Source organism: Streptomyces sp. NPDC048434 (genome assembly GCF_043200375.1).
In the GTDB taxonomy this organism is placed as follows: Bacteria; Actinomycetota; Actinomycetes; order Streptomycetales; family Streptomycetaceae; genus Streptomyces.
The window spans coordinates 258354-281832 of record NZ_JBICXQ010000002.1 but is presented as its reverse complement, the minus strand read 5'-3'; the positions used below and the strand labels follow the sequence as shown (position 1 = coordinate 281832).

The window sequence follows — 23479 nt, the reverse complement described above, 5'->3', positions numbered from 1 at the left end:
CTCACACCGGGTGGGCAGCAGCGGCGGATACCGGCCGGGTGCCCGGGACGGGCCCGGGCAGCGGATACGGGTGGGCGTCGGGCGCTACAGCCGCGGCTCGAAGCGGGCCAGGGCGCGCAGCGCGCGTGGGGTGAAGCGGGACATCAGACGGGCGCCGCGTGCTTCGGGGGTGACCGGCACCACCGCCTGGTTGCGGACCACCGCACGCAGAATGGCGTCGGCGACCTTCTCCGGCGGGTAGTTGCGCAGCCCGTACATCCGCGCGGCCTTGGCCTGGCGGCGCTTCTCCTCGTCGGCCGAGACGCCGGTGAAGCGGGCCGTGGCAGTGATGCCGGTGTTGACCAGCCCCGGGCAGATGGCCGAGACGCCGATGCCCTGACCGGCCAGTTCGGCACGCAGACACTCGCTGAGCATCAGGACGGCCGCCTTGGACGTGCTGTAGGCGGGCAGCACCCTCGACGGCTGGAAGGCGGCGGCCGAGGCGATGTTGACGATATGGCCGCCCTGCCCGCGGTCTGCCATCCGCCTGCCGAAGATCCGGCAGCCATGGATGACGCCCCACAGGTTGACGTCCAGCACCTTCTTCCAGTCCTCGGCGCTGGTCTGTAGGAAGGAGCCGGACAGGCCGATTCCGGCGTTGTTCACCAGGACGTCGACGGTCCCGTACTCGGCGTCGACGGTGTCGGCGAGCTTCTCCATCGCCGCCTCGTCCGAGACATCGACGACCTCCGCCCAGGCCCCCGGTGCGCCGATCAGCCGGGACATCTCGGCGGTCCGTGCCGCGCCCTCGGCGTCCCGGTCGACGGCGACGATCCGCGCGCCGGCCTCGGCAAAGGCGAACGCCGTCGCCCGGCCGATGCCGCCGGCCGCACCGGTCACCAGCACCAGCTGACCGCCGAACCGGTCGGCGTGCGGGCCGGACGCCACGACCTGCTTTGCCGGATCCCCCTCTTCCTTGGCGGTGACGAACTCGCCGATCCAGGAAACCAGTTGATCGGGGCGGGTGCGCGGTACCCAGTGCTTGGCCGGGAGGGTGCGGCGTACCAGCTGGGGCGCCCACTGCTCCAGGTCGTCGTACAGCCGCTGGGAGAGGAAAGCGTCGCCGGTCGGGGTGATGAGCTGGACCGGGCAGTGGGCGTAGGCGTCGGTGCGCGGGCGGCGGAGCCGGGGAAGAACATTGTCGCGGTAGAGCCAGGCGCCGTGGGCCGCATCGGTCGGCAGTGAAGCGGTCGGGTAGTCACCGCCCGGTACCTTCTCCACCCGCTGCAGGATCTGCGGCCAGCGCTTGCCGAGCGGGCCCTTCCACGCCAGCTCGGGCAGTACGGGCGTGTGCAGCAGGTAGACGTACCAGGACTTGGCGCTCTGGTTGAGGAGCTGCGCGGCGCGCCGGGGCGTGGGGCGCGCCATGCGCTTCTTGATCCAGTGGCCGAAGTGGTCCAGGGAGGGGCCCGACATGGACGTGAAGGAGGCGATCCGGCCCTCCGTTTGCCGCACCGTGGCGAACTCCCAGGCCTGCACCGAGCCCCAGTCATGGCCTACCAGATGGACCGGGCGGCCGGGGCTGACGGCGTCGGCGACGGCCAGGAAGTCGTCGGTCAGTTTCTCCAGGGTGAAGCCGCCGCGCAGCGGCTGCGGAGCGGTGGACCGGCCGCAGCCCCGGACGTCGTAGAGCACCACATGAAACCGGTCGGCCAGGCCGCGGGCGACCTCGGACCACACCTCTTTGCTGTCCGGATAGCCGTGCACCAGCATCACCGTGGGCCGTGCCGGATCTCCCAGCTCGGCGACGCACAGCTCGATGCCACCGGTTCGCACCCAGCGCTCCCGCGCCCCGTCGAGCCCCGCACCGTGTGCGGCCCCGGGCTGCTGCGCCCGGCCCGGTTGCCGGTGCCGATCCGCTCCCCGCCCACGTCCCTTTCCCTGCACGGGCTCCTGTCCGGGCTCCTGTGCACGTCCCTGCCGATGTCCCTTGCCCCGGCCACGTCCCGTGTTCACGCTGCCTTCTCCTCCTGCCAGCGCCGCACATGCGGCAGATCGTCGTCCAGCCAAAAGGCGCTTTCCTGCGGGTCCTTGGAGTCCGTGACGACCAGGATCTCCTCGAACTTCGCGCCCGTTCCCCGGAACCCGAGGTGGGGTTCGACCGCCCACAGTCCCGGCTGCGGCGGGTGGTCGGAGAAGGTGTAGGGGCTCCACAGCGGGGACCAGCCGTCACGGTGGCCGTGCAGCGCATCGGAGGCGAGGCCCTTGAGGGACTGGGTGCCGAACCCGAAGAGGGTGGGGGACCAGCGGCGTTGTCTGACCCGGTCGACCTTGTGCGCGATGACGCCGAAGGGGTAGGCACGATGGCGGTTGGCGTAGCCCTGCCGCACCATGAGCCGGTCGACGTCCTCGTAGATCTCCCGCAGCGGGCGCCGCTCGCGCACCTCCCGCAGTATCAGCTCCCGGTGCACTTCGAGGTCGGCGAGCAGCCGGTCGTGCACGGGGTTGAGCCCGAGGCAGCCGGAGTAGCCGATGTCGGCCGTGAAGCCCCGGTGAACCGGCGCCATGTCGAGGATGAAGGCCATCCCCGGTTCCAGCTCGCGGTGGGTCGGGAAGAACTGCAGCGGTACGCGGAAATTGGCGAAGGCGGTGCGGTCGCCGAACCAGGCGAAGGGCAGATGGAACCAGTCCCGCACCCCCCGCTCGCGCAGCCACTCGCGCTGCATCCGGGCCGCCGCCCGCTCGGTGACCCCGGGCTTGAGCTGGGCGGCCACCGCTTCCGCGCAGGCGTAGGCGAGCCGCTGGACCTCTCTGAACCCCCTTAGCCCGGCGTCGAGTTCTCCGGCTCCTGGTGAGGTCGCTGAGGTGACTGAGGCCATCGCCAACCGTCCGTCCGTGAGCGGTGCATCGCGGTACGTGCCCGTAACTTGACACTGATGAATGTGACAATGACCGGCGGCTGCGTCAAGAGGGTCGTCAGCTGCGCACCGCGACCCCGACGCCATGGCCGCCCGGAGCAGGAGACCCCTACGGGCGCGTAATACCGCAGGGGGAGACACATCCCATCGTCTGGTCTGACGACCGGTGTGGCGGGCGCCACTACCGTCGATGACGTGACTGTGATCGTGACCGAAAGCCTGAGCAAGCGGTTCCCGCGGGTGACCGCTCTGGACCGGCTCTCCCTTGACATCGCCCCCGGCGTAACGGGCCTGGTGGGTGCCAACGGTGCCGGCAAGTCCACCCTGATCAAGATCCTTCTCGGACTGGCCCCGGCCACCGAAGGGACGGCGCATGTCCTCGGCCTGGATGTGACCAAGGACGGCGGCACCATCCGTGAGCGGGTCGGCTACATGCCCGAGCACGACTGCCTGCCGCCGGACGTCTCGGCCACCGAATTCGTGGTGCACATGGCCCGGATGTCCGGTCTGTCGCCGGCCGCCGCCCGTGAGCGCACCGCGGACACCCTGCGCCACGTCGGCCTCTACGAGGAGCGCTATCGACCCATCGGCGGCTATTCGACGGGCATGAAGCAGCGGGTGAAGCTGGCCCAGGCGCTGGTCCACGACCCGCAGCTGGTGTTCCTCGACGAGCCCACCAACGGCCTCGACCCGGCCGGGCGGGACGAGATGCTCGGCCTGATCCGGCGCGTTCACACCGACTTCGGGATCTCCGTCCTGGTGACCTCCCACCTCCTCGGTGAGCTGGAGCGGACCTGTGACCATGTCGTCGTCATCGACGGCGGCGCACTGCTGCGTTCCTCCTCGACCGATGAGTTCACGCAGGCCACGGCCTCGCTGGCGATCGAGGTCACGGACACCGACGCCCATCCGGACGGCACCGGAACGCTGCGTGCGGCCCTGACCGCTGCCGGAGCCACGGTGACCACCGGCTCCGCCGGCACGGAGAGCCTCGCCTCCGCCGGGCGCCTCCTGTACATCGAGGCGGCCGGGGAGGAGACCTACGACCTGGTGCGGGACACCGTTGCCGGACTCGGGCTCGGCCTGATCCGGATGGAACAGCGCCGGCACCAGATCGCCGAGGTCTTCCGCGACGCGGACGCGGCGCATGCCACCCCCGCCACCGCAGGCGCCCCGAGCGCCCCGTATGCCACCCAGGACGGAGGCGCCCACGATGTCGCCTGAGCCCACGACGTCCGCGTCCGCGACGTCCGCATCCGCCGCGCCGGGCGGCGCCTATATCCACAACATCGGCTACCGCCACTACGACGGCCCCCGCCTGGGCCGCGCCTACGCCCGCCGGTCGCTCTTCTCGCAGAGCCTGCGCGGCGCCTACGGTCTGGGCCGTTCGGCCAAGAGCAAGGTGCTGCCGATGCTGCTCTTCGCGGTGATGTGCCTGCCCGCCGCGATCATGGTCGCGGTGGCGGTCTTCACCAAGGCCAGCAGCCTCCCGGTGAGCTACTCCCGCTACGCCGTCTACCTCCAGGCCGTCATCGGCCTCTATCTGGCCGCCCAGGCCCCGCAGTCGGTCTCACGGGATCTGCGCTTCAAGTCCATTCCGCTGTACTTCTCCCGCCCCATCGAGCGGGGCGACTATGTGGCCTCGAAGTTCGCGGCGATGGCCAGTGCCCTGTTCATCCTCACCGGCGCCCCGCTGCTGGTCCTCTACGTGGGGGCGCTGCTGGCGAAGCTGGACTTCGTCGACCAGACCAAGGGCCTGGCGCAGGGACTGGTCTCCGTGGTGCTGCTCTCGCTGCTGTTCGCCGGGATAGGCCTGGTCGTCTCCGCGGTCACGCCACGCCGGGGCTTCGGTGTCGCCGCCGTGATCGCCGTACTCACCATTCCGTACGGTGCGGTGAGCGCCGTCCAGGGGATCTCCTTCGTCCAGGGCAACGAGGACGCGGTCGGCTGGCTGGGGCTGTTCTCCCCCATCACGCTGATCGACGGAGTGCAGTCGACGTTCCTCGGCGGCACCAGCTCCTTCCCCAACGGACTGGCGCCGTCGACCGGTGCCGGCTTCGTCTATCTCCTCGTCACGCTGGGCGTCATCGCCGGCTGCTACGCCCTGCTGATGCGCCGCTACCGGAAGGCCGGACTGTGACCGCGCCCCGCCGCAGGCTCCCGCCGGACGGCGCCCCCGGCCCGACCACCACCCTCCTAAGGAATGGGCTGCGCCCATGAGCACTCTCACCATCGACCATGTCTCGCGCTGGTTCGGCAATGTCGTCGCCGTCAACGACATCACGATGACCATCGGTCCCGGCGTGACCGGCCTGCTCGGCCCGAACGGTGCCGGCAAGTCCACCCTCATCAACATGATGGGCGGCTTCCTCGCGCCCTCCAACGGCTCCGTCACCCTCGACGGGACAACGATCTGGCGCAACGCCGGCATCTACCGCCACATCGGCATCGTCCCCGAGCGCGAGGCGATGTACGACTTCCTCACCGGGCGCGAATTCGTCGTCGCCAACGCGGAGTTGCACGGCCTCGGCCGGGCGGAGGCGGCCAGGGCGCTGGCCACCGTCGAGATGGAGTACGCCCAGGACCGCAAGATCTCGACGTACAGCAAGGGCATGCGGCAGCGCGTGAAGATGGCTTCCGCGCTGGTCCACGAACCGTCCGTGCTGCTGCTCGACGAGCCGTTCAACGGCATGGACCCCCGTCAGCGGATGCAGCTGATGGAGCTGCTGCGGCGGATGGGAGACCAAGGCCGTACGGTCCTGTTCTCCTCCCACATCCTCGAAGAGGTCGAGCAACTCGCCGCACACATCGAGGTGGTGGTGGCCGGACGGCATGCCGCGTCCGGTGACTTCCGCAAGATCCGCCGGCTGATGACGGACCGCCCGCACCGCTATCTGGTCCGGTCCGACAACGACCGCGCGCTGGCCGGTGCACTGATCGCCGACCCCTCGACGGCCGGCATCGAGGTGGACCTCGCCGAAGGCGCGCTGCGCATCCAGGCGGTCGACTTCGGCCGCTTCACCGAACTCCTGCCGCGGGTCGCCCGCGACCACGGCATCCGCCTTCTGACGGTCTCGCCCTCCGACGAGTCGCTGGAATCCGTCTTCTCCTACCTCGTAGCGGCCTGAGGCCTGAAAGGAGCCCTGACGCATGTCCACGACCACTCCGACGGCCCCGCCCGTGACCCCTGGCGCGCCCAAGGCCTCGCTGTACCACCCGACCGTCGCCCGGCTCACCTACCGCGCCCTGCTCGGCCGGCGCCGGGCCCTGATCCTCTTCGCGCTGCCCGCCCTGCTGGTGGTGCTCGCGGTGGCCGTCCGGATGCTGGCCGGCGCCGACGATTCCACCGCCGGCGGCATCCTGGGCGGCTTCGCGCTGGGCACGATGGTGCCGCTGATCGGTGTCATCGCCGGTACGGGCGCGATCGGCCCGGAGATCGACGACGGCTCGGTCGTCTATCTCCTCGCCAAGCCGGTGTCCCGGCCGACGATCATCTTCACCAAACTCCTGGTCGCGATAGGCGTCACGGTCGCCTTCTCCGCCCTTCCCGTCCTGCTCGCCGGCTTCCTCCTCAACGGCAACAGCCAGCAGATGGCCGTGGGATACGCCGTGGCGGCGGCCATCGCGTCGGTCGCCTACAGCGCCCTCTTCCTCCTCTTCGGCACGATCACCCGGCACGCCGTGGTGTTCGGCCTGGTCTACGCCCTGGTCTGGGAGGCGCTGGTGGGCACCCTCGTCCCGGGCGCGAAGACGCTCAGCATCCAGCAGTGGGCGCTGGCGGTCGGCCAGAAGGTGGCCGCGGAGGGCGCGATCACCTCCGATGTCCAGCTGCCCCTCGCGATCAGCCTGTTGGTGGCCCTGACGGCCGCCGCCACCTGGTATGCCGCCCGCCGTCTGAAGGCGCTCACCCTGGCCGGTGAGGAGTAGGCCTGGCCGACGGGTTATGGCGGGGGTGAGGGGCCACGGGGCAGCGGCCAGGCGCCGGGGCCCCTAAGCCCCGCCACCGCCGCTCCCGGCGCTCTGCTGCCGGCCGTTGAACTCCCGGACGTTCCGCAGATGTTCCTGGTAGTCGGCGGTGAAGCGGGTATCGCCCGGTTTGACGGTGACGAAGTAGAGCCAGTCGCCCGCGGGCGGCGCACCGGCCGCCTTCAACGCGTCCGCCCCGGGATTGTCGATCGGCGTCGGCGGCAGGCCCTGGTACCGGTAGGTGTTGAACGGGCTCTTGGTCCTGGTGTCGGCATGGCTGGTGTTGAGGGTGCTGCGGCCCAGCGCGTAGTTGATCGTCGAATCCATCTGCAGCGGCATGTGGTGCGCAAGCCGGTTGTCGATGACCCGGGCGACCTTGCCCATATCGGCCGGGCGGTCCGCCTCGGCCTGCACGATGCTGGCGATGACGACCGTCCGGTAGGAGGCGATGCCGTCGGCGGCGAGCCGCTGGTGGGCGGTTTTGACCATGTAGGTGAGCAGCGACGCCGGGGTGGTGTCCGAGTCGATGGGATAGGTCGCCGGGAAGAGGTAGCCCTCAGGGTTGCCCTTCGCCTCGTCCGGCAGCGCCAGATGCGCGCTCTTGGCGGCGTGCGCGGTGGAGCCGGCGGGCCGGTGCAGGGCCTTGTCGGCGGCGGCGTAGACCTGCGAGGCCCGCTGCCCCTCCGGGACGGTCAGCGTCTGCCCGGGCCGCAGCCCGCGCAGCACACGCGGCAGCAGCAGAACGGCAAGGACGACCAGGACACACAGCACCGCTACCAGAATGAGCCGGCCGGTGCGGGAGAACCGCGGTCCTGGCCGGCGAACGGTGCGCTCAACATCGCTCATGGGGGCACGGTAGGCGAGAGGGAAGGGGCGCGTGGCGACTGCTCCCCGGATCGTTGCCGATGACGGAGATCATTCACCAGCTCGCCATGCACCGGCCACGAGCGACGAGGCCACGGGCCACGGGCCACGCGCCACGGGCTACGTGCGACGGGCCACGGCGAGGGCCCGCCGGGCGCCACCCCGCGCAAGGCGGGGAAGCGGCGGGCCCTCCCGCTCTCAGAGCCCGATGTCCCGCTCCTGGATGTCCGCGAGGGATTCGCGCCGTACCAGGAGGCGGGCATGCCCTCCGGTGACGGCGATGACCGGCGGCCGGCCGACGAGGTTGTAGCCGGAGGCCATCGAGAGGTGGTACGCGCCGGCGACAGGGACGGCCAGCAGATCGCCGGGACGGATGTCGCCGGGCAGCGGGACATCGGCGGCGAGCACATCGCCGGCCTCGCAGTGCCGCCCGACGACGGTGACCGGTTCCGGTGCGGCGGACGGGCGGCGGCCGATCAGCCGCGGGGCATAGCGCACCCCGTACAGCGCGGGCCGCGGGTTGTCGCTCATCCCGCCGTCCACGGCCACGAAGGTGTGCGCACCGGTCCGTTTGACGGACAGCACCCGGTAGAGGACGACACCGGCCGGGCCCGCGATGGCGCGGCCGGGTTCGACGGCGAGCCGTGGCACCGGCAGCCCGGCCGCCGCGCAGCCGCGGGCCAGTTCGGCGCGGATCCTGTCCCCGAGGGAGGCGAGGTCGAGCGTGGGCTCGCCGGGGCGGTAGGCGATGCCGTGGCCGCCCCCGAGATCCAGCTCGGGCAGGGTGATGCCGTGCTGCTCGTGGATCCGGGCCAGCAGGCCGATCAGCCGGCGTACGGCCGACAGATAGGGCTTGACGGTGGTGATCTGGGAGCCCAAGTGGCAGTGCAGGCCGACCAGTTGGAGACGTGGCTGGCTCAGCACCCGCGCGATGGCGTGCTGTGCGGAGCCGTCGGCGATCGACAGCCCGAACTTCTGGTCGTCGGTCCCGGTACGGATCTTGGCGTGACCGCCGGCGGCGATGCCCGGCACGACCCGGACCAGCACCTTCTGCCGGCCGCTCGCCGGGACCGCGGCGGCCAGCCGGGCGATCTCCGAGGTGCTGTCGATGACGATCCGGCCGACGCCGAGCCGTAGCGCGGCCCGCAGGTCGGCCGGGCTCTTGGCGTTGCCGTGCAGCACCATCCGCTCGGGCGGGAAGCCGGTGGTGACGGCCAGCTCCAGCTCGCCGGCGGAGCAGACGTCCAGGCCCAGTCCCTCCTCGTGCACCCAGTGCACCATGGCGCGGCACAGGAACGCCTTGGCGGCGTAGAAGACGTCCGTGTCGGGGAAGGCCCGCAGGTAGGCGCGGCAGCGGTGGCGCACCTCGTCCTCGTCCAGGACGTAGACGGGGGTGCCGAAGCGGTCGGCGACCTCAGTGAGCGGGACGCCGCCCACGGAGAGGTCGTCCTGGCCGAGCGGCGCCGCTGACCCGGGCCAGACGGACAGCGGCTCGCGGCCGGACGGTGGCTCGTCGGCGGACGGCGACGGGGTGGCGGTCGGCGGCGCGGTCGCCACCGCGGTGGCCGACGACGGAGCACCGGTCCTGCGGGTGGTGCGCGGCAGTGTGCTGTGGCTCATGGTGATGACCCCTCCCTCAGACGGCCCGTAGGTGCTGACCACGGGGAATGTCGGGGGCGAACCGTGGATCGACGGTCAGGACCGTCGCTCCGACGGGTTCGGCCAGCGCACGCAGCGCGGGCTCGGAGAGCCTGACCCAGGGCTGGTCGCCGCCGAGGGCCTCGGCCAGCCGCTGGGGTGAGGTGAAGCCGACGGCGGTACGGCCGCCCAGCGGAGTGCGGAACAGGCGGGCCGTACAGCCCGCGGGGCCCGACCGGACAGGGACGAAGAGAAGCCCGGCCGGGACACGTTCGGCAGGCTCGGGATCTTCCGCGTACAGAAGGTGGGACACGGCGTTGCTCCTCGAACAGAACCTCGGCCCCGGACCGGTGGGAAACGCGTACGCCGGGGCTCGGCCCTGACGTTATTCCCGGGGAACGGGGCACTCGGCCGGCTCCTGACGCGTCATTGACGGGTTGTGGACGCTACTTGACGCGATGCTGCTGCCCGGTGGCGGATTGTGCGACGGCGGTGACGCCGAGGCGCGGTCACCGCGGCGGGACGGGCCCCGGTCCGTCCGGCAAGGGCGGGCCCCGGCCGTCCGTCGCCGTGTCCCGCATCCGTCGCCGTGTCCCGCGTCCGCCCCGCCGCCCCCCCCCGCGCCCCGGGTCCCCCGATCTGTCCACCTCCGTGGCAGGCCGTGCTTGACCTTGACACTGTGGAAAGGACTCCACTGGAAGGCGTCATGTTCACCATCGGAGATTTCGCCCAGTACGGCCGTGTGTCGGCCCGCATGCTGCGCCATTACGACGCGATCGGGCTGCTGCGCCCGGCCCGCACCGACCCCGTCAGCGGTTACCGCTTCTACGAGGCGGCCCAGCTCGCCCGGCTCAACCGCATCATCGCGCTCAAGGACCTCGGATTCAGCCTCCAGCAGGTGGGGGCGATCCTGGCCGACGAGGTGAGCGTGCCGGAGCTGCGCGGCATGCTGCGGCTGCGGCGGGCGGAGCTGGCGGCGGCGCTGACGGCGGCGGGTGCGCGGCTGGCGCAGGTCGAGGCGAGGCTCCGGACGATCGAGAGCGAGGGACGCATGTCTGCCGACGATGTGGTGGTCAAGCGCACCGACACGGTATTGCTCGCGGAGCTGAGCGGGATCGCCGCCGGCTACGGGCCCGAGGACATCGGGCCGGTCATCCAGCCGCTGTACGGCGAACTGTGCCGACGGCTGGAGGCGGCCGGGGTGACCCCGGCGGGGCCGGGGCTGGCGTACTACGAGGACGCACCGGAGACACCGGCAGCAATGACGGGCGAGGGGAGCGAGCCCGCCGGAGCGGGCAGCGAGCCCACCGGAGCGGGCGAGGCGCTCGCGGCCGGGAAGGAAGGAGACGGACCCGCGGACGAGAACCGAGGACACAGACACGCGCATGCGCACGCCAACGGAGACGACGGACCCGCGGACGGCGGAAAGGCGGCCGCCGGCGGTGAGGCCATCGTCGTCCACGCGGGGATGGTGATCACCCATGAGGCGCTGGCCAAGGCGGGTGTCACGAGCGACGGCACCTCCGGCCGCTCCGGCACCACTTCCGCCGCACCCACCCCCACCGGCCTCGGCTTCGACGTTGTCACCCTCCCTGCCCTCGACTGCGCCGCCACGGTGGTGCACCGCGGCCCGATGAGCCGGATTCTGCCGACGGCCCAGAACCTTGCGCACTGGATCGACGCCAACGGCTACCGCTCCGCCGGGTATGCCCGTGAGCTGTACCTGGAGTGCCCGCCGGACCAGGAGAGATGGGTCACCGAGATCCAGGAGCCGGTGGTCAGGGCCTGAAGCTCTCCGTACCGCCGCCCAGGCACGCGGTGACCGTCTCCGCGAACGCCACGGCCGCCGGGCTCAGCGCCTCCCACTGGCGTACCGCCCAGCCGGTGGCCAGTGGGGGCAGCGCGGCGATCGGTACCAGCCGCAGTGCCGGGTGGGCGGAGGCGTGCAGGCCCGGCAGTTGGGGGACGACGGCATGGCCGACGCCGAGTTCGGCCAGCAGCAGGGCGGTGTCCCAGTCGGCGACGCTGGTGGTACTCGGGGACGGCACGGGGCCGGCTTCCCGGTGGCTGAGGTGACCGTCGAGGCGCATACGGGAAGTGGAGTTCTCCGGCAGCCGGATGTGCCGGATACCGGCCAGCTCCTCGGGCTCGATCCGCTTCCGGCCGGCGAGCGGGTCATCGGCGCGTACGGCGAGCACCCAGGGCAGCCGGACCACCGGATACTGCTCGATGCCGGGTACCGACGGGCCGATGGTGATCCAGCCCAGCTCGGAGCTTCCGTCCGCGACGGCCTCGAAGCAGCGGCGGCTGGAACTCTCGGTCCGGAACTCCAGGTTGACGTGCGGATGGTGGGCGCGGAAGGTGACCACGGCCTCGGACATGAAGTGCCGGACGGTCGTGGCGCCGGTGGCCACCCGGACCGTGCCGCCGTCGCCCGCGCGCAGATCGGCCAGCCTGCGCAGCGCCAGATCCAGCCCGCCGATGCCGTCCGCCGCCGCACGGTGCAGGATCCGGCCCGCCTGGGTCGGCGCCACACCGCGCGGCCGGCGTTCCAACAGCCCACTGCCCGTCTCCCGTTCGAGGCGCTTGATGCGCTGGCTCACGGCCGACTGGGTGCAGCCGAGATCGCGGGCGACGGCACTGAGACTGCCCGCCTCGCACACGGCCACGAAGACGCGCAGATCGTCGAGGGTCACCCGCGTACGGTAGCCCTCAACCCAAGCTCCCGCTAAGGGATTTGAAAGGAAGTCAGAGGATTGACTTGGGTGTGGTGCGCGGCGAACATCGGCACAGGGCCCAGGGCGGCAACCCGGAACCCCATACGGCCGTACGGTTCCGGGTGCCGACCCGCACCGGGGCTGACTCCACCCCGTTACGCCCCCGCCCGCGCACCCTCCCGCACGGGAGCGGTCGCCGCCCCCTCCGCCGAGCCGCCGGCCGGACCGCCGCCGCTCTCCCCGCGCCGTACCACCGCAAGGACCAGCAGCCCGCCCGCCAGGGCCACCACCCCGGAGATCAGCATGATGTCCGTCAGCCCGGAGACGTAGGCGGACCCGATGGCCGCAGGGGAGGCGCCGGGCCGTACACCGCCGCGCAGCGCGGTGGCGAAGACGGTGCCGAGGACCGCGATGCCCAGGGCGTAGCCCAACTGCCGGAACGTGTTCACGGCGCCGCTCGCCATGCCCGCCCGCTGCGGTGGCGCCGCGCCGAGCGCAGCGGAGACCAGCACCGGCATCGCCATCCCGATGCCCAGACCGCTCACCGCGAGCCCGGGGGCCGGCGCCGCCCAGCCGGAGTCGTCTTTCAGCAGTGCACACGACAGCAGCGCCCCGGCCCCCACCAGCAACAGGCCGATGCCCACCGGGAGTTGGGGTGTCATCCGCTGCAGCAGCCGGCCGCCCAGCGCACCGACCAGCAGGGACATCAGCGCCATCGGCGTCACCGCGAGACCGCCCTGCACCGGGCTCAGGCCGACGATGTTCTGCAGCCACAGCCCCACGAACGTCAGATACGGGAACGCCGCGGCCTGCAGCAGCAGCGCCGCCGCCATCAGCGCCGCGAACGACGGCCGGCGCAGCAGCCCCAGGTCGAGCAGCGGCCGGCGCACCCGCCGCTCGACGGCGACGAACACCAGCAACGCCAGCGCCGCGCCGCCGAGCGAGGCGAGCGTCCCGTAGTCCGTCCAGCCCTGCTCGCCGCCGCGGATCAGCCCGTACGTCAGCGCGCCCGCGCACCCGGTGAAGGACGCGGCGCCCGGCCAGTCGATACGGGCGACGGGGGCTCCCCCGGCCGAGTCCGTTCGGGGGTGGGGCAGGTCGCCGTGCGACTCCCGGACCCGGCGCAGGGTGATCCACACCGCGACGGCGACCAGCGGCAGATTGACCAGGAAGATCGCCCGCCAGTCCACGTACTCGGTGAGCAGGCCGCCCAGTACGGGGCCGATCGCGGCCGCGGCGCCGCTGGTACCGCCCCAGACGCCGAACGCCACACCACGGTCGCGGCCCTGGTACGCGGCCATCAGCAGCGGGGTGTTGGTGGCGAACATCGCCGCCGCGCCCACGCCCTGGACGGCGCGGGCGGCGACCAGGACGCCCGCGTCCGGGGCCAGACCGCAGGCCAGCGAGGCGAGCGCGAACAGCACCAGCCCGGCCACGTACAGCCGGCGCCGTCCGAAGAGGTCGGCGGCCGAGCCCGCCACCATCAGCAGCGCGGCGAGCGCCAGTGCGTAGATGTCCATCACCCACTGGAGCGAGGTGAAGGAGGCGCCCAGGCCGTCGGCTATCCGGGGCAGCGCGGTGTTCACGATCGTCACATCGACCAGCAGCAGGAAGTTGCCGAGGGTGATGGCGATCAGCGGCCACCACTTCCCGGCCCGTCTGCCCGCCGGGCCCTCGTCCCCTCTCCTGCCCGGCCGCCCGTCCGCGCCCGCCGCCCGGCCGCCGCCCGGGGTCCCCCGCTCGGGTGCGTTCCCCATGATCATTCCTCCGCTCGTGTCGCCGGGGCGGCCCGATGCGGCGCCGCACCCGTAGTGCCGACGCCACCGTGCGGCCCGCGCCGCCCGTTCTCCCAGCCACCGCGCTCCCGGCGGCGCAATCCGACACGCGCTAGCCTCGAATGGTGAAAACCGACGGGAAGCCCGACGGGACGGTCCAGGGAAGAGCCACCGGCCGGCCCCTCGGCGGCCCCACCGGCTTCGATGCCCTCGACCACCGGCTCGTGCATGCGCTCCAGTTGGACGGCCGGGCGCCGTTCAGCCGGATCGCAGCCGTGCTCGGCGTCTCCGACCAGACCGTCGCCCGGCGCTACACCCGGCACCGCACCACCGGCGCGCTCAAGGTGCTGGGGCTCGCCGATGCGCAGGCGCTGGGGGAAATCACGTGGATGGTGCGGGTCCAGTGCACACCGGACGCCGCCGTCTCCGTCGCCGAGGCGCTGGCCCGCCGCTCGGACACGTCCTGGGTGAGTCTGATGTCCGGCGGCACCGAGATCGCCGCGGTCTGCCGCGCCCCGAGCAGCGACCACAGTGATGCGCTGCTGCTGCAGAAGCTGCCGCGTACCCCGAGCGTCGTCGGCGTGACCGCGCACTGCCTGCTGCATGAGTTCTTCGGTGGTCCGCAGGGCCTGATCAGCAAGTCCGGGGCGCTCACCGACGCTCAGATCGCCGAGCTGAGTCCGCAGCCGTCGAACCCACCCGCGGCCCCGGTGACGCTCACCGACGCCGACCGCCGGCTCTTCGACGCGCTCGGCCGGGACGGCCGGACGCCGCTGGGCGAGCTCGCCGCCGTCACCGGCTGGTCGCCCAGCACCGTCCGCCGCCGGCTCGCGGAGCTGCGTGCGGACGGTGTCCTGTACTACGACGTCGACTACGACCTGCGGCAGTTCGGGTACGGCGTGATGGTCGCCCTCTGGCTGTCCGTCGCGCCCGCCGAACTCGCCGCCGCAGGCGAGGCGTTGGCGGCACACCCGGAGGTCGCCTTCGCCTGCGCCACCACCGGACCGAACAACCTCTTCGCGTCCGTGCTGTGCCCGAGCGTCGGCGCGCTCTACACCTACCTCACGACCCGGGTCGCGGCGCTGCCCGGTATACGGGCGATGGAGAGCGCACCCCGCATCCGGCACCTCAAAGGGCCGGGACCGCTGGTCACCACGTCCCCCGCCGGCTCCGGACGCCGCCGGTGAGCCCGCTGATGGAGCCGCCGCGCGGCGGCCGACGTCCGCGCCTTGGCAACCCCCTGACCTGGCTGAAGGACTGGGTACACAGCAGTCCCGGCACCCATATCTGGCTGCTGGTCATCGGCGTCACCAGCCTGGTCATCGCCTCCGCGTCCGAGGGGCTGGGACAGTTCCTCGTCCACCGCACCAGCAGCAATATCCACGAGCTCAACGAGCATCCGCTGCCGTCGCTGCTCATCAGCGGTTTCTGGATCGAACGCCCGTCGTCCTTCCTGCTCTACGTGGCGATGTTCGAGCTGGTGCATGCCAACGTGGAGCGCTGGATGGGCAGCGCGCGCTGGCTGCTGACCGTCGGCGGTGCGCATATCGCCGCCACCCTCGCCAGCCAGGAGCTCGTCCTGCTGGCCATTGAGGGCCACCGGCTGCCGCCTTCGATGACTCATGTCGTGGACATCGGGGTCTCGTACGGCCTGGCGGCGGCCGCCGGTGTGCTGACGTACCGGCTGCGGCCGCCCTGGCGCTACGGCTATCTCGCCGGGGTGCTGGTCTTCTTCGCCATCCCGCTGCTGGCCGGCGCCTCCTTCACCGACTTCGGCCATGCCATCGCGCTGACCATGGGCTTTGCGGCCTGGCCGCTGATCCCGGCGGTGGCCTCCGGGGGGTTGCCGGAGCACGATGCGGGCCAGGAGCCCGCCGGGGGGCCGGCGGCGCGGCGGAAGTACGGCGGGCAGCCCGCCGCACCGGTCGCAGCGCCACCCCCGGAGCCGGAGGCGGAGGGCCGTCAGGAGAGGTAGAGCCGCTCCAGCACCACCGCGATACCGTCCTCCTCGTTGGAGGCGGTGAGTTCGTCCGCGACGGCCTTCAGCTCGTCATGGGCATTGGCCATCGCCACACCGCGGGCGGACCAGGCGAACATCGGGATGTCGTTGGGCATGTCGCCGAAGGCCAGGGTCTCCTTGGCGGTGACGCCCAGCCGGCGCGCGGCCAGCGACAGCCCGGTGGCCTTCGACAGGCCCAAGGGCAGCAGTTCGACGATGTCCTCGCCGGCCACCGTCACGCCCACCAGATCCCCGGCGACCTGACGCGCGGCCAGCGCCAGCGCATCGTCGTCCAGGGTCGGATGCTGGATGTAGACCTTGTTGAGCGGGGCCGCCCACAGCTCGCCGGGGTCGTCCATCTTGACGTTCGGCAGCGGGCCTTCCTGGACGCGGTAGCCGGGGCCGACCAGTACCTCGCCCTCCAGACCGTCCCGGCTCGCCGCCAGACGCAGCGGGCCGACCTCCGCCTCGATCTTGGACAGCGCGAGACCGGCCAGCTGCCGGTCCAGCGTCACCGACGTCAGCAGCCGGTGCTCACCGGCGTGGTAGACCTGACCGCCCTGACCGCACACCGCAAGGCCCTTGTAGTCCAGGGCGTCGAGGATGTGCCGGGTCCAGGGCACGGCCCGGCCGGTGACGACGATATGCGCCGCGCCCGCCGCGGTGGCCGCGGCGAGCGCCTCGCGGGTGCGAGCGGAGACGGTCTCGTCGGGGCGCAGCAGCGTCCCGTCGAGATCCGTCGCGATGAGCTTGTAGGGGGGCGGAGCGGAGGAGCTCACTTGGCGACGGGCTCCAGGATCTCCCGGCCGCCCAGGTAGGGGCGGAGCACCTCGGGGACGCGCACGGAGCCGTCCGCCTGCTGGTGGTTCTCGAAGATCGCCACGATCGTGCGCGGTACGGCGCAGAGCGTGCCGTTCAGGGTCGCCAGCGGCTGGACCCGCTGCTTGCCGTCGACGGTCTCGCGCATCCGGACCGAGAGCCGCCGGGCCTGGAACTCGTCGCAGTTCGAGGCCGAGGTCAGCTCGCGGTACTTGCCCTGGGTGGGGATCCAGGCCTCGCAGTCGAACTTGCGGGAGGCCGAGGAGCCGAGGTCACCGGTGGCGACATCGATGACCTGGAACGGCAGCTCCAGGCTGGTCAGCCACTGCTTCTCCCAGTCCAGCAGCCGCTGGTGCTCGGCCTGGGCGTCCCCCGGCGCGACGTAGGAGAACATCTCCACCTTGTCGAACTGGTGGACCCGGAAGATGCCGCGGGTGTCCTTGCCGTAGGTGCCGGCCTCGCGGCGGAAGCACGGCGAGAAACCGGCGTAGCGCAGCGGCAGCTTGGCGCCGTCCACGATCTCGTCCATGTGGTACGCGGCGAGCGGGACCTCGGAGGTGCCGACCAGGTAGTAGTCGTCCTTCTCCAGGTGGTACACGTTCTCCGCGGCCTGACCGAGGAAGCCGGTGCCCTCCATGGCGCGCGGGCGCACCAGGGCGGGGGTCAGCATCGGCGTGAAACCGGCCGCGGTGGCCTGCGCGATGGCGGCGTTGACCAGGGCGAGCTCCAGCAGCGCGCCGACGCCCGTCAGGTAGTAGAAGCGGGAGCCGGACACCTTGGCGCCGCGCTCGACGTCGATCGCGGCGAGCAGCTCGCCGATCTCCAGGTGGTCCTTGGGCTCGAAGCCCTCGGCGGCGAAGTCACGGATCGTGCCGTGCGTCTCCAGGACGGTGAAGTCCTCCTCGCCGCCCACGGGCACGTCGGGGTGGACGAGGTTGCCGAGCTTCCGCAGCAGCGCTTGCGTCTCCTCCTTGGCCTCGTCCTGTGCGGCGTCGGCGGCCTTGACGGCGGCGGACAGCTCACCGGCCTTCTTCAGCAGCACGGCCTTCTCGTCGCCGGAGGCCTTGGGGATGAGCTTGCCGAGCGCCTTCTGCTCGGCACGCAGCTCATCGAAGCGGACGCTGGACGACCTGCGCCGTTCGTCGGCGGAGAGAAGCGCGTCGACGAGTGCGACGTCCTCTCCACGGGCGCGCTGGGACGCGCGCACACGGTCGGGGTCCTCACGGAGCAGGCGAAGGTCAATCACCCCACCAGGCTACCGGGCCCCGTCCCGCCCCTCGACGCGATATTCCCCGGTATGTCATTTTGCCCGTTTTGGGCTATTTATTCCCCTAGGGAAGGGAGAGGGGAAACGGGTGGGTAATTCGCCCGCATTCCGTGCTGCCGGCTGGTCGGGAGGGAGTCCTTGCCGCGCCCTGCGGGAGCCTTTGCAGTGTCCGGCGGAGTCCTTCGCGGCGTCCGTCACGAGATCTTCGTAGTGTCCGCGATGGGGCTTTCGCGGCCTCCGTGCCGAGTGATCCACGGTGTGGACAACGGGAGTTGGGCGGGCGTCGGAAGGGGGTGCGGACCCCTGGTTTTCCCCCAGGATCCCCTGGTTGTCCACAGGGGTAGAGGGTTTTGGGATTCTTATCCACAGGCTGTGTGTGAGATCTGTGGAAGTCGGAGCTGATCATTCCGCTCCCGAAATGCTCGGCTATGGATTACCTGTCCAAACCCCGTTCACGCACTCTTTCGTGTGGGATTGCCTCGCTCTAAAGGATTGATCACGTGAATTGGGCTGACGGTGCCCGACGTGGGGTGCTGTGGAGGGGTGTGCGGTCAGTAGGGCGATATGTCGACTGTGTCCGACTCTCATGTCGACTTACCCACAGGTCGAGAACCGAGCCTGTGGATAACTTTGTGGATAACCCACAACCCTTCCAAAGTCGCAGGTCGTGCTGTTCCGCAGGGCTCGCCGACCGGGCCGCGGAGCACGCGTATCCGGCTCAGCCCCGCCCGTCCATGCAGCGCGCCAGCCAGTCCGACGCCTCGGTGAACGCCGCGTCGGTCATCTCCCGCCGCACGCTCGGCGACACCTCGTCCGCCCGCGGATAGGAGCCGAGGAACCGCACCTCGCGGCAGACCCGCCTGAGACCCATCAGCACCTCGCTGACCCGGCGGTCGGTGAGGTGCCCCTCGCAGTCCACGGAGAAGCAGTAGCGGCCGATGCCCTCGCCGGTCGGCCGGGACTCGATCCGCATCATGTTCACCCCGCGCACCGCGTACTCCTGCAGCAGTTCGAGCAGCGCACCGGGGTGGTCCTCGGCCAGCCACAGCACGACCGAGGTCTTGTCGGCGCCGGTGGGCGCCGCGGGCCGGGCCGGGCGGCCCACCAGCACGAAGCGGGTGGCCGCGTTCTGCGCGTCATGGATGTCGGTGACCAGCGGCTCCAGGCCGTAGGTCGCCGCCGCGAACTCGCCCGCGAAGGCGCCGTCGTAGCGGCCCTCCTGCACCAGCCGCGCGCCATCGGCGTTCGAGGCCGCCGACTCCCATACGGCCTCCGGGAGATGGGCCGCCAGCCACTTGCGCACCTGCGGCTGGGCGACCGGGTGCCCGGTCACCGTCTTCACATCGCTGAGCGCCGTACCGGGGCGGGCGAGCAGCGCGAAGGCGATCGGCAGCAGCACCTCGCGGTAGATCATCAGCGGCTCGCCGGAGGCCAGTTCGTCGACGGTGGTGGTCACCCCGCCCTCGACGGAGTTCTCGATCGGCACCAGCGCCGCGGCGGCCTCACCGGCGCGCACCGCGTCCAGGGCCGCCGGCACCGACACCATCGGCACCAGCTCGCGGGTCGCCGCCTCGGGAAGGCTGCGCAGCGCGGCCTCCGTGAACGTGCCCTCGGGGCCGAGATAGGTGTAGCGGCTGGCCGACATGGATAAGGACTCCCTCGCGTAACTGCGGGGGCACCCCGCCGATCTTCTCCCTGTCCTGCCACGATACCCAGCCCTGCGGAGACCGGGCGGGACTTCCCTGGAGGGCCGGTTCCGGGGGCCGCCTGCACGGGGGCCGTCTCGCGGAGAGCGGGGTCCCGGAGGGCGGCCCACCGGAGGCCGGTTCCGGCCTGCCGGGTTCCTCAGCCCTCCAGCAGCGGGCGGCCCACGTAGTCGCCGGGCTCGGCGGCCGGGGGCACCGCGAACAGTCCGCTCGCCTCGTGCCGCAGGAACCGCGACAGCGCGTCCCCGCGGTCCAGCTTCCGCTGGATCTGGGTGAAGGCGCGCAGCGGGTCGGCCTGCCAGCAGACGAAGAGCAGCCCGGCGTCCGGGGTGCCGTCCTCCCGGAACCCGTCGTGGAAGGAGAACGGGCGGCGCAGCATCGCCGCGCCCTGGTTGGACTCCGGCGCCGCGATCCGCGCGTGCGCATTGGCCGGGATGACCGGCAGCCCGTCGGAGCCGCTCGCTTCCAGCCGCATCGGGGTGGTTTCGGAGCCGCCGGTCAGCGGCGCCCCATTGTCCTTGCGGCGCCCGATGACCTTCTCCTGTTCGTGCCGTGAACGCTTATCCCAGTCGTCCAGCAGCATCCGGATCCGGCGGACGACGGCGTACGAGCCGCCGCGCATCCAGGCCTGGTCGGCGTCCCGGCCCACGAAGATCCGCTCGTCGAAGTCCTTGTCGGACGGCTTGGGGTTGTTGGTGCCGTCGATCTGGCCCATCAGATTGCGTGCGGTCATCGGGTGCGCGGTGGCGCCCGGTGTGCGGTTGAAGCCGTTCATCTGCCAGCGCAGCCGCGCCGCACCGGCCGCGTCCTTCTGCAGCGCGCGCAGCGCATGGAAGGCGACCAGCGCATCATCGGCGCCGATCTGTATCCACAGGTCGCCGTTGCTGCGCCGGGGGTCCAGCGCGTCGGCGGAGAAGTCGGGCAGCGGGTCGAGCTGTACGGGACGCCGCTTCGTCAGGCCCGTACGGCCGAAGAAGCTGTGCCCGAAGCCGAGGGTGACGGTCAGCGAGGACGGGCCCGCGTCGAGCGCGACCCCCGTGTCGGCGTCCGGGGTCCGCCCGGCCATCAGCTCCGCGGCCGTCCGCGACCAGCGGCGCAGCAGCGCGGCGGCGGCCTTGCGGTCCGCGTCCGGTGCCAGGTCGAAGGCGACGAGATGCCCCGTGGCCTGCAACGGGGTGGTGATCCCCGCCTGGTGCCCGGGGTGCGCCGCCCGGAACGGGACCTCGGTCGAGCCGATGGTGGTCACGGCCTGGGCGGCCGCGTCCTGCGGCTGCGCCGCGGAGACCCCGATGGCGCCACCGGCCCCGCCGACCACCAGCCCGGCCGCGCCCGCCGCGCCGACGGTGCCGAGCAGCCGGCGCCGGGAGAACTCCAGGGCGGGGGAGCCGTCGGTTTCGGCCGCCGGAGCGGCGGCCGGAGCGGGCACGCTCGCCCCGCTGCCGGGCCCGGCGGACTGCGCGCCCAGGGCCTTCTTCCCGGGTGTCTTCTTGCTGGACGTCTGCTTGCTCATCAGCCGATCTTCACGTTCTTGATCTCGGTCACCTGGTCGATGTCGGAGGTCCGTACGAGCAGCGACAGCTGCCACTGCCCGCGGACCGGCAGCTGGACCCCGTCCGCGCGCCAGTGGCCCTTGCCGATGTGCTTCGGGACGACCGGCAGCGGTCCGATCTTCTTGGCCTTCTGGGTGAAGGAGACCTTCACCTCGGGGACGTCGACGGCCTTGCCCGACGGGTCCGAGATCCGCAGCCGCAGCGCGTTGGCGCTGCCGCTGCGCCCCGGGTCGAGGTCGAGGCGGGCGGTGCCCTTGCCACCCGCGCCGCCGGTGTCGAACGGGATGCTCAGCACCTGCGGCTGGTTGGCCGCGGTGGACTGCCCGTCCGAGGTGGCCTTGACCGCCTCTTCGGTACGGGCCGGTTCGGTGGCGGTCAGCACCGTGGCCACCACGAGCAGCACGACGGCGACCGACGCCTCGGCCAGCACGGACCGGCGCAGCCCCAGCCGCTCCGGATCGGCATCGCGCCGCCGCTTGGTGCGGGCGGTACGCAACGCGGCCTGCTGGCGGGCGAGTTGGGCGGTACGGGCGGGGTCGGGGGTTTCGTCCGGGGTCTCGTTGGAGGGTTCGTCAGGGGTGGGGGCACCGTCGGCGGCGGGGCGGCTGTCATCGGCGGGGGATCCGTTGCCGGCCGGGCCGCCGTCGTGAGTGGGGGCCTCGTGGGGAGCCGGAGCCGGAGCCGGAGCCGAAGCGGTTACGGCGTCGGCCCTGGCCGCGGCGCCGACGACCGCCTTCTCGGCCTCCCTGTCCTTCTCGGCCTCCCCGTCCGCCGGGACCTCGGCCGCCTGGACCTCAGATTCCTGAACCTCGGCCGTCCGGACCTCCGCTGCCGGGACCTCGGCCGCCCGCGCCTCCGTCAGCCGTCCCGTCCACCGCCGCGACACCCAGGCGATCCCGACGAGCACCACGACCAGGCCCACCTTGAGCAGCAGCAGCCACCCGTACGTGGTGTCGGTCAGCGCACGCCAGCTGCCGACCTGCCGCCAGGACTGGTAGGTGCCGGTGGCCACCAGCACCAGCACGGAGCCGAACGCGATCCGCGAGAAGCGGCGTACGGCGGTCCGCTCGACGGGTGGCCCCCAGTACAGCGAGACGACCAGCGCCGCCAGCCCGCCGAGCCAGGTGGCGACCGCGAGCAGATGCAGCACATCGACCGGCATCGCGACGGCGGGCTGCAGACCGGTCGAGGCGTGTTCGGCCAGCGCCCAGGTCGCGGCGAGCCCGGCGGCGACGATCACACCGCCGAAGGCGAGCCCGAAGGTGAGGTCCTTGCGCTGCCTGGCGTTGTCGGCGGTTTCCGCATCGCGCTCCGCGGCCTCCGCGTCCTTCTGCCCGGCGGCGTCCGCGTCCGGCTCCTCGGCGTTCTCGGCGTCCACGGCTCCATCGCCCGCGTCGCCCGCCTCGCCGGGCGCCCCCTTCTCCGCCGGCTGTCCACCCTGCGCCTGTGCCTCCGCCGGCTCCTGCAGCCGTGCATACGTCCCGAAGAGCACCGCCACGAACAGCGCCGCGGCGGCGAGCAGCAGCAGCCGGGAGATCAGCGCCGCGCCCGGCTTGGTGACCAGGACCTGCTGGAGGCCGCCGAGGTCGAAGACGTCGGCGAGATCGCCGGACCCGGTGTACGGGGTGCGCAGCAGCAGCATCGCGACGGTGGTGCCGGCCAGCAGCGCCCACCCCTGGACGACCAGCCGCTGCACGGACCCTACGAGAGCCGCGGCCGGCCGGCAGGCCAGCACGAAGGCCGCGCCGCCGACGAGCAGCACGAACCCGGTGTAGGCGAGGTAGCGGGCGACGCCGTAGAGCGCGCCGACCAGACCGCCGCCGGCCTGCTGTTGGAGTACCGGGGCGGTGGTCTTGGAGGGCGCTCCGACCGAGAAGGTGAAGGCGCCGGAGACGGGGTGGCTGTCGGCGGAGACCGCCTGCCAGGCGACGGTGTACGTACCGTCGTGCAGCCCCGGCGGCAGCCCCGCGCCGTATTTGACGATGCTGTCGCTGCACAGGTTGCGCAGCTTGCCGCGGTCCACCCGTTTGCCCTGCGGATCCAGCACCCGGATCGAGTTGTCGCCCAGGGCGACGCCCTCGGAGAAGGTGAGCGTCACCTGCTCAGGGGCGCGGTCCACCACCGAACCCTGTGCGGGGGTACTCCCGGTCAGCGCGGCATGCGCCGAGGCCGGGGCGGCGCCGCCGAGCCCGCCGATCAGCGCGCCGGCCAGCGCCACCGCGACGACCAGCAGGCGCAGCACGGCGGACCGTCGCGGTCCGAGCCCGGTGGTGACCATAGT

At 72.0% G+C, this 23479-nt stretch carries 19 protein-coding genes; 7 read left to right on the top strand and 12 right to left on the bottom strand.

Translation table 11 applies throughout. The features are described 5' to 3' along the window. Window positions 1-84: 84 nt before the first annotated feature. The gene (locus ACGFWI_RS03580) at window positions 85-1815 is read right to left on the bottom strand and encodes an SDR family oxidoreductase (protein ID WP_393904238.1); all 1731 of its coding nucleotides are present in this window, start codon (window positions 1813-1815) and stop codon (window positions 85-87) included. Window positions 1816-1991: 176 nt separating this feature from the next. Next, window positions 1992-2858: a M24 family metallopeptidase gene (locus tag ACGFWI_RS03575; RefSeq protein WP_393904237.1), complete on the bottom strand. Its 867-nt coding sequence runs from the start codon at window positions 2856-2858 to the stop codon at window positions 1992-1994. A 207-nt stretch (window positions 2859-3065) separates the two neighbouring features. Here ACGFWI_RS03575 and ACGFWI_RS03570 point away from each other — a divergent pair, with 207 nt between their 5' ends. The 4 genes from ACGFWI_RS03570 to ACGFWI_RS03555 all read left to right on the top strand — a co-directional run bounded on the left by ACGFWI_RS03570 (window position 3066) and on the right by ACGFWI_RS03555 (window position 6824). After that, window positions 3066-4121, top strand: a complete 1056-nt coding sequence (locus ACGFWI_RS03570; protein ID WP_393904236.1) for an ABC transporter ATP-binding protein — start codon at window positions 3066-3068, stop codon at window positions 4119-4121. After that, a complete protein-coding gene (locus tag ACGFWI_RS03565) occupies window positions 4111-5037 on the top strand; it encodes an ABC transporter permease (protein WP_393904235.1) in 927 nt (308 codons plus the stop codon). Before ACGFWI_RS03570 ends, ACGFWI_RS03565 begins: the two co-directional genes overlap by 11 nt. Before the next feature lie 76 nt (window positions 5038-5113). Beyond that, entirely contained in the window at window positions 5114-6025 is a 912-nt protein-coding gene (locus ACGFWI_RS03560) for an ABC transporter ATP-binding protein (RefSeq protein ID WP_393904234.1), read from the top strand. A 79-nt stretch (window positions 6026-6104) separates the two neighbouring features. Beyond that, the gene (locus ACGFWI_RS03555; protein ID WP_393904362.1) at window positions 6105-6824 is read left to right on the top strand and encodes an ABC transporter permease subunit; all 720 of its coding nucleotides are present in this window, start codon (window positions 6105-6107) and stop codon (window positions 6822-6824) included. Between the two features lie 63 nt (window positions 6825-6887). On the opposite strand, the gene mltG is transcribed toward ACGFWI_RS03555, so the two are convergent. From mltG to ACGFWI_RS03540, 3 genes are all read right to left on the bottom strand, one after another. After that, complete coding sequence (gene mltG / locus ACGFWI_RS03550) at window positions 6888-7709, bottom strand: endolytic transglycosylase MltG (RefSeq protein WP_393904233.1); 822 nt, start codon at window positions 7707-7709, stop codon at window positions 6888-6890. Between the two features lie 216 nt (window positions 7710-7925). Further along, complete coding sequence (gene lysA / locus ACGFWI_RS03545) at window positions 7926-9347, bottom strand: diaminopimelate decarboxylase (protein WP_393904232.1); 1422 nt, start codon at window positions 9345-9347, stop codon at window positions 7926-7928. A gap of 16 nt (window positions 9348-9363) precedes the next feature. Next, window positions 9364-9678 carry an SAV_915 family protein gene (locus ACGFWI_RS03540; RefSeq protein WP_393904231.1) on the bottom strand — a complete coding sequence of 105 codons (315 nt, stop codon included), beginning with the start codon at window positions 9676-9678 and terminating at the stop codon, window positions 9364-9366. Window positions 9679-10071: 393 nt separating this feature from the next. Between ACGFWI_RS03540 and ACGFWI_RS03535 the strand changes: the two genes are divergently transcribed. Continuing rightward, complete coding sequence (locus ACGFWI_RS03535; protein ID WP_393904230.1) at window positions 10072-11154, top strand: MerR family transcriptional regulator; 1083 nt, start codon at window positions 10072-10074, stop codon at window positions 11152-11154. Here the strand turns inward: ACGFWI_RS03535 and ACGFWI_RS03530 are convergent. Further along, entirely contained in the window at window positions 11144-12061 is a 918-nt protein-coding gene (locus tag ACGFWI_RS03530; protein ID WP_393904229.1) for a LysR family transcriptional regulator, read from the bottom strand. The two genes, ACGFWI_RS03535 and ACGFWI_RS03530, sit on opposite strands and share 11 nt — an antisense overlap. Before the next feature lie 176 nt (window positions 12062-12237). After that, window positions 12238-13839, bottom strand: a complete 1602-nt coding sequence (locus ACGFWI_RS03525; RefSeq protein WP_393904228.1) for an MFS transporter — start codon at window positions 13837-13839, stop codon at window positions 12238-12240. A gap of 140 nt (window positions 13840-13979) precedes the next feature. On the opposite strand from ACGFWI_RS03525, the gene ACGFWI_RS03520 reads away from it, so the two are divergent. Next, on the top strand, window positions 13980-15044 hold the full coding sequence (locus ACGFWI_RS03520; protein ID WP_393904227.1) for an Lrp/AsnC family transcriptional regulator: 1065 nt from the start codon (window positions 13980-13982) through the stop codon (window positions 15042-15044). 8 nt (window positions 15045-15052) lie between these two features. Then, window positions 15053-15832: a rhomboid-like protein gene (locus ACGFWI_RS03515; protein ID WP_393904361.1), complete on the top strand. Its 780-nt coding sequence runs from the start codon at window positions 15053-15055 to the stop codon at window positions 15830-15832. Here ACGFWI_RS03515 and ACGFWI_RS03510 read toward each other — a convergent pair. From ACGFWI_RS03510 to ACGFWI_RS03490, 5 genes are all read right to left on the bottom strand, one after another. Continuing rightward, on the bottom strand, window positions 15820-16635 hold the full coding sequence (locus tag ACGFWI_RS03510) for an HAD family hydrolase (RefSeq protein ID WP_393904226.1): 816 nt from the start codon (window positions 16633-16635) through the stop codon (window positions 15820-15822). The two genes, ACGFWI_RS03515 and ACGFWI_RS03510, sit on opposite strands and share 13 nt — an antisense overlap. Continuing rightward, on the bottom strand, window positions 16632-17921 hold the full coding sequence (gene serS, locus ACGFWI_RS03505; RefSeq protein ID WP_393904225.1) for a serine--tRNA ligase: 1290 nt from the start codon (window positions 17919-17921) through the stop codon (window positions 16632-16634). Before serS ends, ACGFWI_RS03510 begins: the two co-directional genes overlap by 4 nt. A gap of 739 nt (window positions 17922-18660) precedes the next feature. After that, window positions 18661-19587, bottom strand: coding sequence for a prephenate dehydratase (gene pheA / locus ACGFWI_RS03500; protein ID WP_393904224.1), 927 nt, complete (start codon window positions 19585-19587; stop codon window positions 18661-18663). Window positions 19588-19787: 200 nt separating this feature from the next. Further along, complete coding sequence (efeB, locus tag ACGFWI_RS03495) at window positions 19788-21158, bottom strand: iron uptake transporter deferrochelatase/peroxidase subunit (protein WP_393904223.1); 1371 nt, start codon at window positions 21156-21158, stop codon at window positions 19788-19790. Next, entirely contained in the window at window positions 21158-23476 is a 2319-nt protein-coding gene (locus tag ACGFWI_RS03490; protein WP_393904222.1) for a copper resistance protein CopC, read from the bottom strand. The genes efeB and ACGFWI_RS03490 overlap by 1 nt, the downstream gene beginning before the upstream one ends. Window positions 23477-23479 lie beyond the last annotated feature (3 nt).